This window comes from Mycolicibacterium monacense (assembly GCF_010731575.1).
GTDB lineage: Bacteria > Actinomycetota > Actinomycetes > Mycobacteriales > Mycobacteriaceae > Mycobacterium > Mycobacterium monacense.
This window is the reverse complement of sequence record NZ_AP022617.1, coordinates 4,222,672-4,237,782: the sequence shown is the minus strand read 5'-3', so window position 1 is coordinate 4,237,782 and position 15,111 is coordinate 4,222,672. Positions and strand designations below refer to the sequence as shown.

Here is a 15,111-nt window from a genome sequence, read left to right as displayed (position 1 = left end):
TTTACTGTCGGCACATGGCGATCGGTGGAGTGCTCTTCGACATCGATGGCGTGCTGGTGACGTCGTGGCGGCCGATCGACGGTGCGGCCGAGGCGCTGCGTGTGCTCTCCGACCAACAGATCGCCCGGTCCTATCTGACCAACACCACGACCAAGACGCGCAGGCAGATCGCCGATCTGCTCGTCGACGCCGGAATGGCGGTCACCGCCGACGAGGTGATCACCGCGGCGGTGCTCACCGCCGAGTACGTCCGCGACCGCTACCCGGGCGCCCGGTGCTTCCTGGTGAACAGCGGCAGGATCGGGGAGGACATGCCCGGCGTCGATCTGGTGTACGCCGGGGAGTTCGGCCCCGACCACGTGCCCGAGACGCCGGATGTGGTGCTGCTCGGTGGCGCAGGCCCGGAGTACGACCATCTGACGTTGAGTTGGGTCTACGACTGGATGGCCCGCGGTGTGCCGGTGGTCGCCATGCACCGCAGCACGTCGTGGAACACCGCCGACGGTCTGCGCATCGACACCGGTATGTACCTCATCGGGATGGAGGAGACGTCGGGGCGTAAGGCGACGGCGGTCGGTAAACCGGCACCCGAGGGATTCCTGGCCGCCGCCGGCCGCCTGGGTGTCGACCCGGAGGAGATGTACATCGTCGGTGACGATCTCAACAACGACGTGCTCGCGGGTCAGGTGGTCGGGATGACCGGGGTGCTGGTGCGCACCGGCAAGTTCCGCCAGGACACGTTGGACCGTTGGGCGGCAGACGAATTCGCCATGCAGCCGAACCACGTCATCGATTCGGTGGCCGACCTGCCCGGCCTGCTGGGGCTGTGACAACGCGGCCGGTTGCGCGCTGCGACAAGGCATCTCAACCGTTCGGCTGAGGCGCCGCACCCTGTGGGGGTGATTGGGTTGAGCCCGTCACCTACCAGGGCGAGGAGTGAGCGATGCCGAGAACAGGGGCGCACGCGGTGGTGTGCGGGGCGAGTATGGCGGGGCTGCTGGCCGCTCGGGTGCTCACCGAGCACTACGACCGGGTCACCGTGGTCGAACGGGACCGATTGGTGGACGAGCCGGTGGCGCGCCGCGGCGTACCGCAGAGCTGTCAACCGCACGCCCTGCTCGCACGGTGCGCACAGATCCTCGACGAACTGTTCCCGGGCTACCTCGACGAACTTGTCGCCGCGGGGGCTCACCGCTGGGACGACGGCGACATGTCGAAGTTCGACATCAGCTTCGGCGGTCACGTCATGCTGCAGAACGCCATGATGCCGAAGCCCGAGAGCCTGGTGCAGCACTACGCGAGCCGGCCGATGCTGGAGCACCACGTCTGGCGGCGGGTGCGCGAACTGCCCCGGGTCGACATCCTCGACGGGCACCACGTCGACCGACTGCTGGGGTCCGGCCCTCGTGTCACCGGCGTGCGGCTGAGCCACAAGTGCGGCGCCACAATCGATCTGGATGCCGACCTGATCGTCGATGCCTCCGGACGCGGCTCGCGCACACCTGCCCTGCTGGCCGAACTCGGATACCAGCGACCAGAGGTGGACGAACTGGTCATCCGAGTCGCGTACGCGAGCATGCCGGTGCGGATCCCACCGGATGCGCTGCGGCAGAACCTGATCGTCCGGATGTTCGAGCCGGGACGTCCCCGGGGCTTCGTCATGTTCCGGTGCGAGCGGGACGTCTGGCTGGTCGCCGCCGGCACGCTGGGGCCGATCCGCCCGCCGACCACCCCCGCGGAACTGCTCGACTTCGGCGAGGGGATCGCACCCGCCTATGCGCTCGCCGCGGCGCGTGCCGCCGAGCCGCTTGCCGGTGTGCGGGTGCACCAGTATCCGAGTAACCGGTGGCGGCGCTACGACAAGCTGAAGCGTTTCCCGGCCGGCTTCGTCGTCCTCGGGGACGCGTTCTGCAGCTTCAACCCGATCTACGGGCAGGGGATGACGGTCGCCGCGATCGAGGCGACGATCCTGCGGGACTGCCTGCGCGCCGGCGACGCCGACCTGCCGCGCCGCTTCCACCGCGCGGCGGCCAAGACGATCCGGATCGCCTGGCAGACGGCGGTGGGCAGCGATCTGGCGCTACCGGAGGTGCAGGGCCGGCCCTCGCTGTCCATGCGTCTGACGAACGCCTACACCGACCGCGTGCTGCGGGCCGCCGAGACCGATCCGGTGGTGACCCGGGACTTCCTGCGAGTGGTCGGGATGGTGGCCCCGCCCGCACAGTTGGTGCATCCGGCGACGCTGGCCCGGGTGGCGCGGGGTCAGCGCCGGCGCGCGACCCCGGTGGGCGACGGCGCGCCGGTCCTCACGGCAGCAGGGCGGTGAGGAGACGGACCAGCTCGGCCTGCCGGTGAGTGTCGGTCTTGTCGAACACGTGCTGCAGGTGGGTCTTGACCGTCGCGAGCGAGACCGACAATTCGTCGGAGATGGGCGCGAGACCCTGACCGTTCGCGACCCGCAGCGCGACGTCGGCTTCGCCGTTGGTGAGGCCGAACAAGTTGCGCAGCATGTCCTTCGGTGGTTGTGGCCGGTGGTCGGGATCGACGATCACGACGATCGCTCTCGGCTCGCCCTCCCGGTTGGGGAACGGGAAGGCGTGTGCGACATACGCCCGGTCACCCGACGGCCGCGGGCACAGCACCGACGTGCCGAAGCGGGCCCCGGCCTCGTTCATCCCGAGCGCGTCGGCCAGCGCGCGTTGTACCGCACAGTCCACATCAGAGCGGAAGGCGCACAGCCGGCCCGATCGGACGGTGAGCCCGTCGGCGCGGTGTAACAGCGCGTCGCATGCCGCATTGCTGTGCAGGACAATGCCGTTCACGCCGGTGACCAGAACGGCCTGCCGCATGCTGTCGATCGCCCCGGCCAGGTCACCGGCGTCGCGTCTGAGCTCGGCGAGGTGCTTCTCGGTGCGCAAGGCCTGCTGGAAGTGGGGGACGAGGGCGGCGACGAGTTCCGCGCGTTCGGTGGTGACGAAGGATTCGTCGCGCCGCGGGTTGGCGACGATGAAACAGGCGGGATGGTCGTTGCCGGTCAGCCGGACGAACATCCCATCGTCCATGTGATTGGGCCGGATCCAGTCGACGTTGAACTCCGAGCGCTCGTCCTGCTCGATCAGCTGCCGCCCGCTGTGGATCAAGCCGACCGGGCCACGCTCGACCGCTTCGAGCACGTAGTCGATCCGGTGGTAGTACTCGCGGTAGGTGCGGTGGGCGTCCGGCGGAAGGCTGGCCCGGTCGGCCGCCCGTCCCACATCGTCGGCGATCAGCATCGCCCCGGTGATCGCGCCGAGCGAGTGGCGCAGGTCGGTCATCGTGTCCACCCAGTGGTCGGGCGTGACCGCGGCGTCGTGGATCGCCGAGACTAGGCGCGAGAACTCATCGAGCGTGACCATCGCCGGTACCCCGTACGGACAACCCAATTCATCGCGACCCCCGATCGTGCGTACACCGACTGTAAGTCCTGACCGGCCCGCTGACAGCACGGGTGAGCGGACTGCTTACATCGGCAACAGACGCCCCACCGGTCACGCCTTGAGCGTGCGCACCGCCGCGATCCTGGCCTGCAACTGATCCGACGTCGCTGCGGCCACCGGTGGCCCGCCGCAGATCCGGCGCAGTTCGTTGTGTATCCATCCGTGCGGTTTGTTGAGCCGGTGATGCGCCAGCGACACCAGCGTGTTGAGCTCCTGACGCAGCTCGCGAAGCTGGCCGTACGGCGTCACCGGCGGCGGCTCACCCGACGCGGTGCGTCTGGTCAGCTGCTCTTCCTGCCTGCGCCGCAACAGGTCTCGCATCTGATCGGCATCGAGCAGACCCGGTATACCGAGGTAGTCGGCCTCTTCCTCGCTGCCCGCGGGCGTGGCGGTGCCGAAGGACGCCCCGTCGAAGATCACCTGGTCGAGTTCGGCGCTGGCGCCCAGTGATTCGAACCCCCGGTCCTCTTCGGTGGGTTCGCTGCGGCGGCGTTCGACGAGCTCCTCGTCACCCATCGACTCACGGTGGGGTTTGCCGAGCACATGGTCGCGCTGGGCCTCCATCTGGCTGGCCAGGTCGAGCAGCGTCGGCACCGAGGGCACGAAAATGCTGGCGGTCTCACCGGGGCGTCGCGACCGCACGAAGCGCCCGATCGCCTGGGCGAAGAACAGCGGGGTCGATGCGCTGGTGGCGTAGACGCCGACCGCCAGGCGCGGCACGTCGACCCCCTCGGACACCATCCGGACCGCCACCAGCCACGGCGTGTCGCCGGCCGAGTACTCCGCGATCCGCGCCGACGACCCCGGATCGTCGGAGAGCACCAGCGTCGGCGCCTCACCGGTCATCTTCGTCAGCAGCGCCGCGTACTGGCGGGCGGCGGTCTGATCGGTCGCGATGATCATGGCCCCGGCGTCGGGCATACCTCCCGCGCGCAGCTGGCGCAGCCGGGTGTCCGCGGCCTTGAGCACCGCCGGGATCCACTCGCCGTTCGCGTCGAGGACGGTGCGCCAGGCCCGCGCGGTCTGTTCGGCGTTCAGCGGCTCGCCGAGGCGGGCGGCGTGCTCCTCACCCGCGCTGCTGCGCCACCGCGCCTCGCCGGAGTAGGCGAGGAAGATCACCGGGCGCACCACCCCGTCGGCCAGTGCGTCGGCATAGCCGTAGGTGTGGTCGGACTCCGAGCGCAGCAAACCCTCGGCGTCCGGGACGTAGTTCACGAACGGGATGGGGCTGTCGTCGCTGCGGAAGGGCGTCCCGGTCAACGACAGGCGGCGGGTGGCGTCGCTGAACGCCTCGCGCATCGCGTCACCCCACGTCTTGGCGTCCCCGCCGTGGTGGATCTCGTCGAAGATGACCAGGGTCCGGTAGTTCTCCGTGCGCACCCGGTGCCGGGTGGGGTGGCTGGCCACCTGGGCGTAGGTGACCACGACACCGTGGTACTCCGACGACGTCTGCGCCGAGGAGTTGCTGAACTTCGGGTCCAGGGCGATACCGGACCGCGCGGCCGCCTGCGCCCACTGGATCTTGAGGTGCTCGGTCGGCACCACCACCGTGACGCGTTCGACGGTGCCGTCGGCCAGTAGCTCACCCGCGATGCGCAGGGCAAACGTGGTCTTACCTGCACCGGGGGTGGCGACCGCCAGGAAGTCACGCGGCTTGGCGCCAAGATACCGCACCAATGCCCGACGCTGCCAGCCACGTAAAGCCTGGGTGTCGGGCGCTGCATAAGCCCGCACCCAAAGACTCCTCACTGATCGGACAGCAGCCTAGCGCAACGGATTCCGGCCGCGCATCTCTGCTTGGCGAGTCGCCGGACAGACGGTGTGTCGCCCTTCGCCCGCGGCCGGGACGCCGCCACGGGGCGGGCTCGGCGACTGCAAACGCCGTGCGTGCCCGCGCGCATCGTGGGTACCCTTCTGCGCACCATGACAGCAACTTCCGACGCGCGCGACGACGAGCACGACCCCTGCGTGCGCGTGTTCGGTACGCGGGTGCACAACCTCAAAGGTGTCGACGTCGCCGCCCCGCGCGATGCGCTGGTCGCGTTCACCGGGATCTCGGGGTCCGGCAAGTCGTCCCTGGCGTTCGGGACCATCTACGCCGAGGCCCAGCGACGGTACTTCGAGTCGGTCGCCCCCTACGCGCGGCGGCTCCTGTTGCCGACCGGCGCCCCGAAGGTGGACGACATCACCGGACTGCCGCCCGCGGTGGCGCTGCAGCAGCGGCGCGGAACCGCGACGTCGCGGTCGACGGTGGGCACCGTCACGACGCTGTCCAACCTGCTGCGGATGCTGTTCTCCCGCGCGGGCACCTACCCGCGCGGGGCGACCGAACGCCTGGACTCCGACGCGTTCTCACCGAACACCGCGGTCGGCGCCTGTCCGGAGTGCCACGGCCTCGGCCGGATCCATCAGGTGACCGAGCAGACGCTGGTCCCCGACCCGTCGCTGACCATCCGCGAAGGCGCCGTCGCCGCCTGGCCGGGGGCCTGGCAGGGGCAGAACCTGCGTGACATCCTCATCACGCTGGGCTACGACATCGACCGGCCGTGGCACAAACTGCCCAAGCGCCAACGGAATTGGATCCTGTTCACCGACGAGCAGCCGACCGTCGAGATCGATCCGAGCCAGCACCCCGTCACCGCCGACTACTACTACAACGGGACATTCTCGAGTGCCGAACGCCATGTCCGGCACACCCTGGCCAACTCGCAGAGCGCGACGATGCGCCGCCGGGTGCTGCAGTACGTCGACACCGTCGAGTGCGGGATGTGTGGCGGATCGGGGCTGCGTCCGGAGGCGCTGAAGGTGACCTTCGCCGGCCGCACCATCGCCGACTACGTGGCGATGCCGCTGGCCGGACTCGCCGAGGCACTGCGCCCGGTCGCCGCGCGCACCGATGCGGCGGCCGCATACGAGTCGACGGCGTCCGGTGAGTTCACCGAGGTGGCCACGATGATCGCCACCGACCTCGTCGCCCGCCTCCAGGTGCTCATCGATCTGGGCCTTGGCTACCTGACGCTCAACCGCCGCACCCCGACCGTGTCACCGGGTGAACTGCAGCGGCTCCGGTTGGCCACCCAGTTGCGCGCCGGGCTGTTCGGGGTTCTCTACGTCCTCGACGAACCGTCCGCGGGTCTGCATCCCGCCGATGCCGAACCCCTGCTCGAGGTGCTGGATCGCCTTCGGCGAGCAGGTAATTCGGTATTCGTCGTCGAGCACGACATGGACGTGGTGCGCCGCGCCGACTGGATCGTCGACGTCGGCCCCGGCGCGGGCGAACTCGGCGGTCAGGTGCTCTACAGCGGGCCCGTCCCCGGACTCGCCGAGATAGGTGAATCGGTAACCGGCAGATACCTTTTCGACTCCGCGCCCACCGCCACGCGGACGCCGCGCCCGCCGTCGGGCTGGCTGCGGATGGGCGGCATCTCGTCGCACAACCTGCGTGACCTCGACGTCGACCTGCCACTCGGGGTCTTCGCCGCGGTCACCGGGGTGTCGGGTTCGGGCAAGTCGACGCTCGTGGTGAAGGTGCTCGGCGACGTGGTCAACCGCCATCTGGGCCGCGCGGTGAACCAGCCGGATGCCGATGCCGCCGACGGGGCGGATCCCGACGCCGAGATCGTCGACCTCGACCACGACGCGTCCGTCGGCGTGAGTGTGGAAGGGGTGGAGGCGATCACCCGACTGGTGGCCGTCGACCAGCGGCCGATCGGGCGGACCCCCCGGTCGACGCTGGCCACCTACACGGGGCTCTTCGACGCCGTCCGGCGGGAGTTCGCCGCGACCTCCGCCGCGCGCCGACGCGGTTGGACGGCGGGCCGGTTCTCGTTCAACGTCGCCGACGGTCGCTGCCCGACCTGTCAGGGCGAAGGGTTCGTCTCCGTCGAATTGCTCTTCCTCCCAGGCACATACGCCACCTGTCCGACGTGCCACGGCGCGCGTTACAACGAGGCCACACTCGGTGTCCGGTACCGCGGCCGCACGATCGCCGAGGTGCTCGCGATGACCGTCGACGAGGCGGGAGAGTTCTTCGCCGACATCGCCGGTGCCTCGCGCAGCCTGGTGACGCTGCACGAGGTCGGCCTCGGCTATCTGCGGCTCGGGCAGCCCGCCACCGAACTGTCCGGCGGTGAGGCGCAACGCATCAAGCTGGCCTCAGAGCTGCAACGGCCCAAACGCGGCCACACGCTCTACGTACTGGACGAACCGACCACCGGTCTGCATCCGGCCGATGTCGACCTGCTCGACGCACAGCTGCACCGCCTCGTCGACGCGGGTAACACCGTCGTGGTGGCCGAACACGACATGCGGATGGTCGCGGGATCCGACTGGGTCGTCGACCTCGGACCCGGCGCCGGCGCCGACGGTGGGCAGGTGGTCGCCGCGGGCACCCCGGCCGAGGTGAGCCGGGTCGACCGCAGCCGTACCGCGCCGTATCTGGCGGCGCGCCTGGGTCACTCCACGAAGTAGTTGTCGTTCTTGACGAACCACTCCCGGCGCTCGTCGTCGGTGAGCTCACCGAGGTGGGCGAGGCCCTCGAAGTAGTGCTCCCGAGGCGCACCGGGTGCGAACAGCATCAGGATCGACGCCGGCTCGTCGGACTCGTTGCGGAAACCGTGGATTCCGCCCGGCGGCACATAGAGGAAGTCGTTGGGGTTGCCGTCGGACCATTCGGTGCCGTCGTAGAGCTTGATGCTGCCGGACAGGACGAAGAACGCCTCGGACATCGCGCGGTGGTAGTGCGGACCCGGCCCGCCACCGCGCGGGGCGATCTCGACGCGGTAGAGGCCGTAGTCCCCGCCGGTGGCCTTCTGGTCGGCGAGATAGTGGTACCGCACCAGCCCGAACGCGTCGTAGTCCGGCGGCTCGTCCCCGCGCCGGACCCACGCGCTCACCGCAGGTTCGTCCTCGGTGTAGCGCGGCGGGGGATAGGGCGGTACGACCAGCGACACAGGAAACGAGCCTAGAGCGGAAACGCCACTCCGGTGAGCTCTTCGGACACCGTCCACAGCCGGCGGGCCAGGTCCACGTCGCGCGACTGCGCGCTCGACGTGACGAGCTCGGGGTAGCCGCGGATCTCGCCCAGTCCGCTCGGCCCGAAGTACTGCCCGCCCCGCACGGTGGGGTCGGTCGCGGCCCGCAGCGTCGGCAGTGCCCCCATCGTGGGGCTCTGCGTGAGGACACCGACCAGCGGGTTGAACACCGGCGGCAGATGCAGGTGACGCATGAGTTCGGTGTTGGACACCCCGGGGTGGGCGGCGACCGCGATGGCGTCGCGGGTGTCGAGGCGGCGCTGGAGTTCGTAGGTGAACAGCAGATTCGACAGCTTCGACTGTCCGTAGGCGCCGACGCGGCTGTAGCTGCGCTCCCATTGCAGATCGTCGAAGTGGATCGCGGCCCGGATGCGGTGCCCCTGGCTGCTGACGGTCACCACCCGCGAGTTCGGCGCCGCCAGGACGTTCTCCAGCAGCAGTCCGGTGAGGGCGAAGTGGCCGAGGTGGTTGGTGCCGAACGTGAGCTCGAAACCGTCCTCGGTGGTCTGCTTGGGCGGGTACATCACCCCGGCGTTGTTGATCAGCAGGTCGATGCGCGGGAAGTCGGCCTTGAGCGCCTCGGCCGCGGTGCGCACCGAGCGCAGCGACCCGAGGTCGAGGCTCTGCACGCTCACCGCGGCCTCGGGATGGGCGGCGGTGATCTCGTCGGCGGCGCGTTTGCCCTTCTCGGTGTCGCGGACCGCGAGCACGACGTGTGCGCCGCGTGCGGCCAGCGCTTTGGCGGTTTCGAGGCCGAGCCCGGTGTTGGCGCCGGTGACGACCGCGGTGCGGCCGGACTGGCTCGGGATGTCGGCGGTGGTCCATTTCGTCATCAGGTCTCCTAGACTGAAGCGGAACGTGCGCTCCGGTTGCTTTCCACTATACGGAACGCTCGCTCCGTTTCAAGGTTTCGAGAGGAGCGGCTGGGATATGGCCAGGGACGCCGCCGGGGCTCGACCGCTGCGGGCCGACGCCGCACGCAACCGTGATCGCGTCCTGCGGGTGGCCTACGAGACATTCGCTGCCGACGGATTGACGGTTCCGGTCGACGAGATCGCCCGCCGCGCCGGGGTGGGCCCCGGCACGATCTACCGCCACTTCCCGACCAAAGAGGCGCTCTACACCGCCGTCGTCGAACACCGGCTGTACGAGATGATCGAACGCGGTCGGGAGCTGCTGGCGTCCGGCGACCCCGGTGAGGCGCTCTTCGACTTCCTGCGCGCGATCGCGGTGGAGTGGGGCGCGGCCGACCGGGTGCTGATCGACGGGCTGGCGGGTTGGGGGCTCGACGTGCACACCGTCGCCCCGGAGGCCGACGCCGCCGCCCGCACACTGCTCGCCGAGCTGCTTGCCGCAGGTCAGCGGGCGGGTACGGTGCGGGCGGACCTGACCGCGCCCGAACTGAAATCGATCCTGGTCGGTCTGCAGGCCATCGGGGCTTACGACGCCGCGGTGGCCGCGCGCGCGACGGCCGTGGTGGCGGACGGTTTACGGCCCCCACCAAGCCGGCACTGACGCCTTGCACTCTCCCTGGTCGAGTGCTAAGAATGCAACTGGCACTCGCGACCGGTGAGTGCTAGGTCGGGACGGTGAGGCGAGGGTCCGCACCTGCGGGGCACACCCAAGCCGTCCGTCGCGGGCACTGGACCCGACCGACGAGAACGTGCATCCGTTATCGGAGGAAACACTTCGCAATGGCCAAGACAATTGCGTACGACGAAGAGGCCCGTCGCGGCCTCGAGCGGGGCCTCAACGCCCTCGCCGACGCCGTAAAGGTGACGTTGGGCCCCAAGGGTCGCAACGTCGTTCTGGAGAAGAAGTGGGGCGCCCCCACGATCACCAACGATGGTGTGTCCATCGCCAAGGAGATCGAGCTGGAGGACCCGTACGAGAAGATCGGCGCTGAGCTGGTCAAAGAGGTCGCCAAGAAGACCGACGACGTCGCAGGCGACGGCACCACCACCGCCACCGTGCTCGCCCAGGCGCTCGTGCGCGAGGGCCTGCGCAACGTGGCCGCCGGTGCGAACCCGCTCGGCCTCAAGCGCGGCATCGAGAAGGCCGTAGAAAAGGTCACCGAGACGCTGCTGAAGTCGGCCAAGGAGGTCGAGACCAAGGAGCAGATCGCTGCCACCGCCGGGATCTCCGCCGGTGACCAGTCCATCGGCGATCTGATCGCCGAGGCCATGGACAAGGTCGGCAACGAGGGTGTCATCACCGTCGAGGAGTCCAACACCTTCGGCCTGCAGCTCGAGCTCACCGAGGGTATGCGCTTCGACAAGGGCTACATCTCGGGTTACTTCGTCACCGACGCCGAGCGTCAGGAAGCGGTCCTCGAGGATCCCTACATCCTGCTGGTGTCGTCGAAGATCTCGACCGTCAAGGATCTGCTGCCGCTGCTGGAGAAGGTCATCCAGTCCGGCAAGCCGCTGCTGATCATCGCCGAGGACGTCGAGGGTGAGGCGCTGTCCACGCTCGTCGTGAACAAGATCCGTGGCACCTTCAAGTCCGTCGCCGTCAAGGCCCCGGGCTTCGGTGACCGCCGCAAGGCGATGCTGCAGGACATGGCCATCCTCACCGGTGGTCAGGTCATCAGCGAAGAGGTCGGCCTCTCCCTGGAGACCGCTGACATCTCGCTGCTGGGCCAGGCCCGCAAGGTCGTCATCACCAAGGACGAGACCACCATCGTGGAGGGTGCCGGCGACGCCGAGGCCATCCAGGGCCGGGTGGCTCAGATCCGCGCCGAGATCGAGAACAGCGACTCGGATTACGACCGTGAGAAGCTGCAGGAGCGCCTGGCCAAGCTGGCCGGCGGTGTTGCGGTGATCAAGGCCGGCGCTGCCACCGAGGTGGAGCTCAAGGAGCGCAAGCACCGCATCGAGGACGCCGTTCGCAACGCGAAGGCCGCCGTCGAGGAGGGCATCGTCGCCGGTGGCGGCGTGGCGCTGCTGCAGGCCGCCCCGTCGCTCGAGGAGCTCAACCTCACCGGTGACGAGGCCACCGGCGCCAACATCGTGCGCGTCGCGCTCGAGGCCCCGCTCAAGCAGATCGCCTTCAACGGTGGTCTGGAGCCGGGTGTGGTGGCCGAGAAGGTCCGCAACTCGGCAGCCGGCACCGGCCTCAACGCCGCGACCGGTGAGTACGAGGATCTGCTCGCCGCCGGCGTCGCCGACCCGGTGAAGGTGACCCGCTCGGCGCTGCAGAACGCAGCTTCGATCGCGGCGCTGTTCCTCACCACCGAGGCCGTCGTCGCCGACAAGCCGGAGAAGTCGGCCGCACCCGCGGGCGACCCGACCGGTGGCATGGGCGGTATGGACTTCTAAGAAGTCGTCTGAAGAGGCCCGGTCCCGTTCGCGGGGCCGGGCCTTTTCGTGTGCCGGTCGCCGAGTGTGCGGTTTCATCCGCAACCCGCCGCGGCGGGCGTATCGATTCGCACACTCGACGCCCGTGGGCTGTGGATAACTCGGCGGTGAGTACCGGATCGTCGGAGGCCGCTGAGACCGTCCGGCCATGCACCACGTCAACGGCCCGTTCCTGGCACGCGAGGCGCTCGATGACGGCCTCCTCACCTTTCGGGAACTGCGGCGGTTCCATCGCGCGGACTTTCCCGGCGTGTGGATGCTGCGCGGCAGCGACCTGTCGATGGATCAACTCGCTCACGCGGCGTGGCTCTGGTCCGGCCGTAAAGCGGTGGTCGCGGGACTGGCGGCCTCGGCGTTGCACGGTGCCAAGTGGATCGAACCGGGCGCGCCTGTCGAGCTCGTCCACACCAATCGACGCCCACCCACCGGCATCGTGGTTCGCACGGAAACGCTTGCGCCCGAGGAGATGCAGCGTGTCGGAACCCTACCCGTCACTTCTGCCTGTCGCACGGTCTTCGATCTCGGGAGACGCCTGCGGCTCGGCGACGGTGTGCAACGCATCGACGCGCTGCTGAACGCCACCGACGTCAAGATCGCCGATGTCGAGGCGGTGATCGCGCGGCATCCCGGCGTCCGTGGACTGCGACAGTTGCGTGAGACGCTCGCCCTGGTCGACGGGGGAGCGGAGTCGCCCTACGAATCCCTCACCCGACTCGTCCTCGTGCAGGCCGGGTTTCCGCCGCCGCAGACGCAGATCCGGGTCTGCGACGAGAACGGATACGTCTTCGCGCGCGTCGACATGGGTTGGCCGGAGTACCTCGTCGGCGTGGATTTCGAAGGCGCGCAGCACTGGACGGATCCGAAGCAGCGGTCCGGTGACGTCGTGCGATACACCCGGCTGGCGGAGATGGGATGGATCGACGTCAGGCTGACCAGCGGCATCCTGCACACCCGCAGGCAGTGGTTCCTCGACCAGGTCGGCGCCGCGCTCGAGTCGCGTGGATGCCCGAAGACGTGGTGAGTGTGCGGATCGATACGCCCACCCCGGCGCGTCGCGTATGAAACCGCACAGTCGGGTGGCGCGGCACCCACTAGGCCGGCGCCGGTTGCCGTCCGCGCACCAGCTTGCCGGGGCGGGCGGCCGTCGGAACCCCGCGTTCGGCGATCACGACACCGCTGACGACGGTGGCGACATAACCGTCCGCCGTCTGGTCGAGCCGTTTACCGCCGGCGGGCAGATCGTGGACGACGACGGGTTTGTGCAGGTGCAGGGCGGCGTGGTCGATGACGTTGAGGTCGGCCTTGTAGCCGACGGCGATACGGCCGCGGTCGGCCAGTCCGGCGACGCCCGCCGGTACCGACGTCAGCTCACGCACCGCCTCGGCGACCGACAGCCGGCCGGTGGCCCGGTCGCGCGTCCAGTGCGTCAGCATGAACGTGGGAAAGCTTGCGTCGCAGATCATCCCGTAATGGGCACCGCCGTCACCGAGGCCGAGCACCACATCGTCGCGGTGCATCAGCTCTCCGACGGTGTCGAGCGAGTTGTTCTCGTAGTTGCCCAGGGCCACCAGCATCATGGCGTGCCCGTCCTCGTCGAGCAGCCGGTCGTAGGCCTCCTCCAGTGGGCTCACGCCGCGCGCCGCGGCGCGGGCCGCGATCGACGTCGAGGCCGCCGGTTCGTAGTCGGGGTTCTCGCCGAGCGGGAAGATCCAGTTCCACGCCTGCACCATGAACATCAGCGGGTGACCGGGAGCCGACGGTGTGTCGTTCAGGATGCGTTCGCGCACTTCGGGTTTGCGCATCTCCGCGACCCGCTCGGCCAGCGGCAGGTCGGCGATCTCCTGGTAGCTCGGGTACATGATGAACGGGTTACCGCTCACCTCGAGGCCGATCACCATGCCGATCGGCCGGGGGAACATCTGCGCGGTGATCGAACCGCCGGCGGCGTTGAACTTCTCGACGAGGTTCATCGCCTGCGGCCACACCGGATCACCGGTGTTGCCGGTGAGGAGGGAGAACGTCACCGGCAGGCCGACGTCCGCGGCGACCTCGAACACCTGCCGCAACACCGTCTCGTAACCGCCGGCCGGGATGTCGGGGACGAATTGGAGCAGCCCGCCGCCGCCGTCGGCCACCCCGGCGGCGATCGCGGCGATCTCGGCCTGCGCCGCATCGTAGGTCGGGATCGGCGATCCGCTGGAGGTCTTGTGCAGTGCGAAGCGCGACGAGGCGAATCCCAGCGCACCCGCCTCGACCGCCTCCTTGGCCAGCGCCCGCATCCGCGCGAGGTCCTCGCCGGTGGCGGGTTCCCGGTCGGCGCCCCGCTGACCCATCGTGTACACCCGCAGCGGCGAATGCGGCAGATACGCCGCCACGTCGATGTCCCGGGACCGCGAGTCGACGGCGTCCAGGTACTCCGGGAACGTCTCCCAGTCCCACGGCAGCCCGTCGACCATCACCACCCCGGGGATGTCCTCCACGCCGGCCATCACGTCGACGAGCACGTCGTGGTCCTGCGGGCGGCACGGCGCGAAACCGACACCGCAGTTCCCCATCACCGCGGTGGTCACCCCGTGCGCCGACGACGGCGTCATCCGGTCCGACCAGATGGCCTGCCCGTCGTAGTGGGTGTGCAGGTCGACGAAACCGGGGGTGACGAGCAGGCCGGTGGCGTCGATCTCGCGGTCACCGCGTTCGGTGACCGCGCCGACCGCGGCGATCGCCCCGCCGCTGACCGCCACGTCACCCGCATACGGTTCACCACCGAGGCCGTCGACGATGGTGCCGTTGCGAATGACGAGTTCGAATGTCATGCCCCGAATGTACGGTGGCCGGGTGATCGATCACTTCGGAATCAACTGCGCCGACCTTGACAGGTCAAAAGAGTTCTACGACAAGGTGCTCGGCGTGCTGGGCTACACGCGCCAGATGGACTTCGGGGTCGCCGTCGGTTACGGCACCGAGGGCCATCCCGACTTCTGGATCGCCGATATGAGCGAGGGCAACGTGGCCGGGCCGAACCGCGAGATCCACGTCGGGTTCGCGGCCAAGGACGCCGAGAGCGTGCAGGCGTTCTACCGGACCGCACTGGCGCTCGGCGCCGAACCACTGCACGAGCCACGGCTGTGGCCGGAGTACCACGAGAACTACTACGGCGCGTTCGTCCGCGACCCGGACGGCAACAATGTCGAGGCGGTATTCCACGGCGGTGGCCCGCGGGCGTGAGCTTCGCTGGGTAGGTTG

General features: G+C 69.2%; 12 protein-coding genes. 7 read left to right on the top strand and 5 right to left on the bottom strand.

Going from position 1 to position 15,111, the window contains the following annotated elements; all coding sequences use genetic code 11:
- Positions 1-14 precede the first annotated feature (14 nt).
- Together G6N49_RS20320 and G6N49_RS20315 are read left to right on the top strand one after the other, a co-directional pair.
- Positions 15-830, top strand: a complete 816-nt coding sequence (locus G6N49_RS20320) for an HAD-IIA family hydrolase (RefSeq protein ID WP_083045422.1) — start codon at positions 15-17, stop codon at positions 828-830.
- 113 nt (positions 831-943) lie between these two features.
- The gene (locus G6N49_RS20315) at positions 944-2,326 is read left to right on the top strand and encodes an FAD-dependent oxidoreductase (RefSeq protein ID WP_083045423.1); all 1,383 of its coding nucleotides are present in this window, start codon (positions 944-946) and stop codon (positions 2,324-2,326) included.
- Here G6N49_RS20315 and G6N49_RS20310 read toward each other — a convergent pair.
- Together G6N49_RS20310 and G6N49_RS20305 are read right to left on the bottom strand one after the other, a co-directional pair.
- On the bottom strand, positions 2,307-3,395 hold the full coding sequence (locus G6N49_RS20310; protein ID WP_083045424.1) for a helix-turn-helix transcriptional regulator: 1,089 nt from the start codon (positions 3,393-3,395) through the stop codon (positions 2,307-2,309). The two genes, G6N49_RS20315 and G6N49_RS20310, sit on opposite strands and share 20 nt — an antisense overlap.
- A gap of 132 nt (positions 3,396-3,527) precedes the next feature.
- Positions 3,528-5,210, bottom strand: coding sequence for a DEAD/DEAH box helicase (locus G6N49_RS20305; RefSeq protein WP_011558028.1), 1,683 nt, complete (start codon positions 5,208-5,210; stop codon positions 3,528-3,530).
- 189 nt (positions 5,211-5,399) lie between these two features.
- On the opposite strand from G6N49_RS20305, the gene G6N49_RS20300 reads away from it, so the two are divergent.
- Positions 5,400-7,946 (top strand): excinuclease ABC subunit UvrA, encoded by a 2,547-nt coding sequence (locus tag G6N49_RS20300; RefSeq protein ID WP_064873804.1) that lies wholly within the window; start codon positions 5,400-5,402, stop codon positions 7,944-7,946.
- Here the strand turns inward: G6N49_RS20300 and G6N49_RS20295 are convergent.
- Together G6N49_RS20295 and G6N49_RS20290 are read right to left on the bottom strand one after the other, a co-directional pair.
- Positions 7,931-8,428 (bottom strand): cupin domain-containing protein, encoded by a 498-nt coding sequence (locus tag G6N49_RS20295; protein WP_083045425.1) that lies wholly within the window; start codon positions 8,426-8,428, stop codon positions 7,931-7,933. The two genes, G6N49_RS20300 and G6N49_RS20295, sit on opposite strands and share 16 nt — an antisense overlap.
- 11 nt (positions 8,429-8,439) lie before the next feature.
- Entirely contained in the window at positions 8,440-9,342 is a 903-nt protein-coding gene (locus tag G6N49_RS20290) for an SDR family NAD(P)-dependent oxidoreductase (RefSeq protein ID WP_064873783.1), read from the bottom strand.
- 97 nt (positions 9,343-9,439) lie between these two features.
- On the opposite strand from G6N49_RS20290, the gene G6N49_RS20285 reads away from it, so the two are divergent.
- The 3 genes from G6N49_RS20285 to G6N49_RS20275 all read left to right on the top strand — a co-directional run bounded on the left by G6N49_RS20285 (position 9,440) and on the right by G6N49_RS20275 (position 12,889).
- Positions 9,440-10,024: a TetR/AcrR family transcriptional regulator gene (locus G6N49_RS20285; RefSeq protein WP_083045426.1), complete on the top strand. Its 585-nt coding sequence runs from the start codon at positions 9,440-9,442 to the stop codon at positions 10,022-10,024.
- A gap of 179 nt (positions 10,025-10,203) precedes the next feature.
- Positions 10,204-11,829 carry a chaperonin GroEL gene (gene groL, locus G6N49_RS20280; RefSeq protein WP_011558033.1) on the top strand — a complete coding sequence of 542 codons (1,626 nt, stop codon included), beginning with the start codon at positions 10,204-10,206 and terminating at the stop codon, positions 11,827-11,829.
- 187 nt (positions 11,830-12,016) lie between these two features.
- On the top strand, positions 12,017-12,889 hold the full coding sequence (locus tag G6N49_RS20275) for a putative endonuclease domain-containing protein (protein ID WP_064873787.1): 873 nt from the start codon (positions 12,017-12,019) through the stop codon (positions 12,887-12,889).
- Between the two features lie 70 nt (positions 12,890-12,959).
- Here G6N49_RS20275 and G6N49_RS20270 read toward each other — a convergent pair whose 3' ends face one another.
- Complete coding sequence (locus tag G6N49_RS20270) at positions 12,960-14,681, bottom strand: N-acyl-D-amino-acid deacylase family protein (protein ID WP_011558035.1); 1,722 nt, start codon at positions 14,679-14,681, stop codon at positions 12,960-12,962.
- A 22-nt stretch (positions 14,682-14,703) separates the two neighbouring features.
- Here G6N49_RS20270 and G6N49_RS20265 point away from each other — a divergent pair, with 22 nt between their 5' ends.
- Positions 14,704-15,093 (top strand): VOC family protein, encoded by a 390-nt coding sequence (locus G6N49_RS20265; RefSeq protein ID WP_011558036.1) that lies wholly within the window; start codon positions 14,704-14,706, stop codon positions 15,091-15,093.
- The last annotated feature ends 18 nt before the right edge of the window (positions 15,094-15,111 follow it).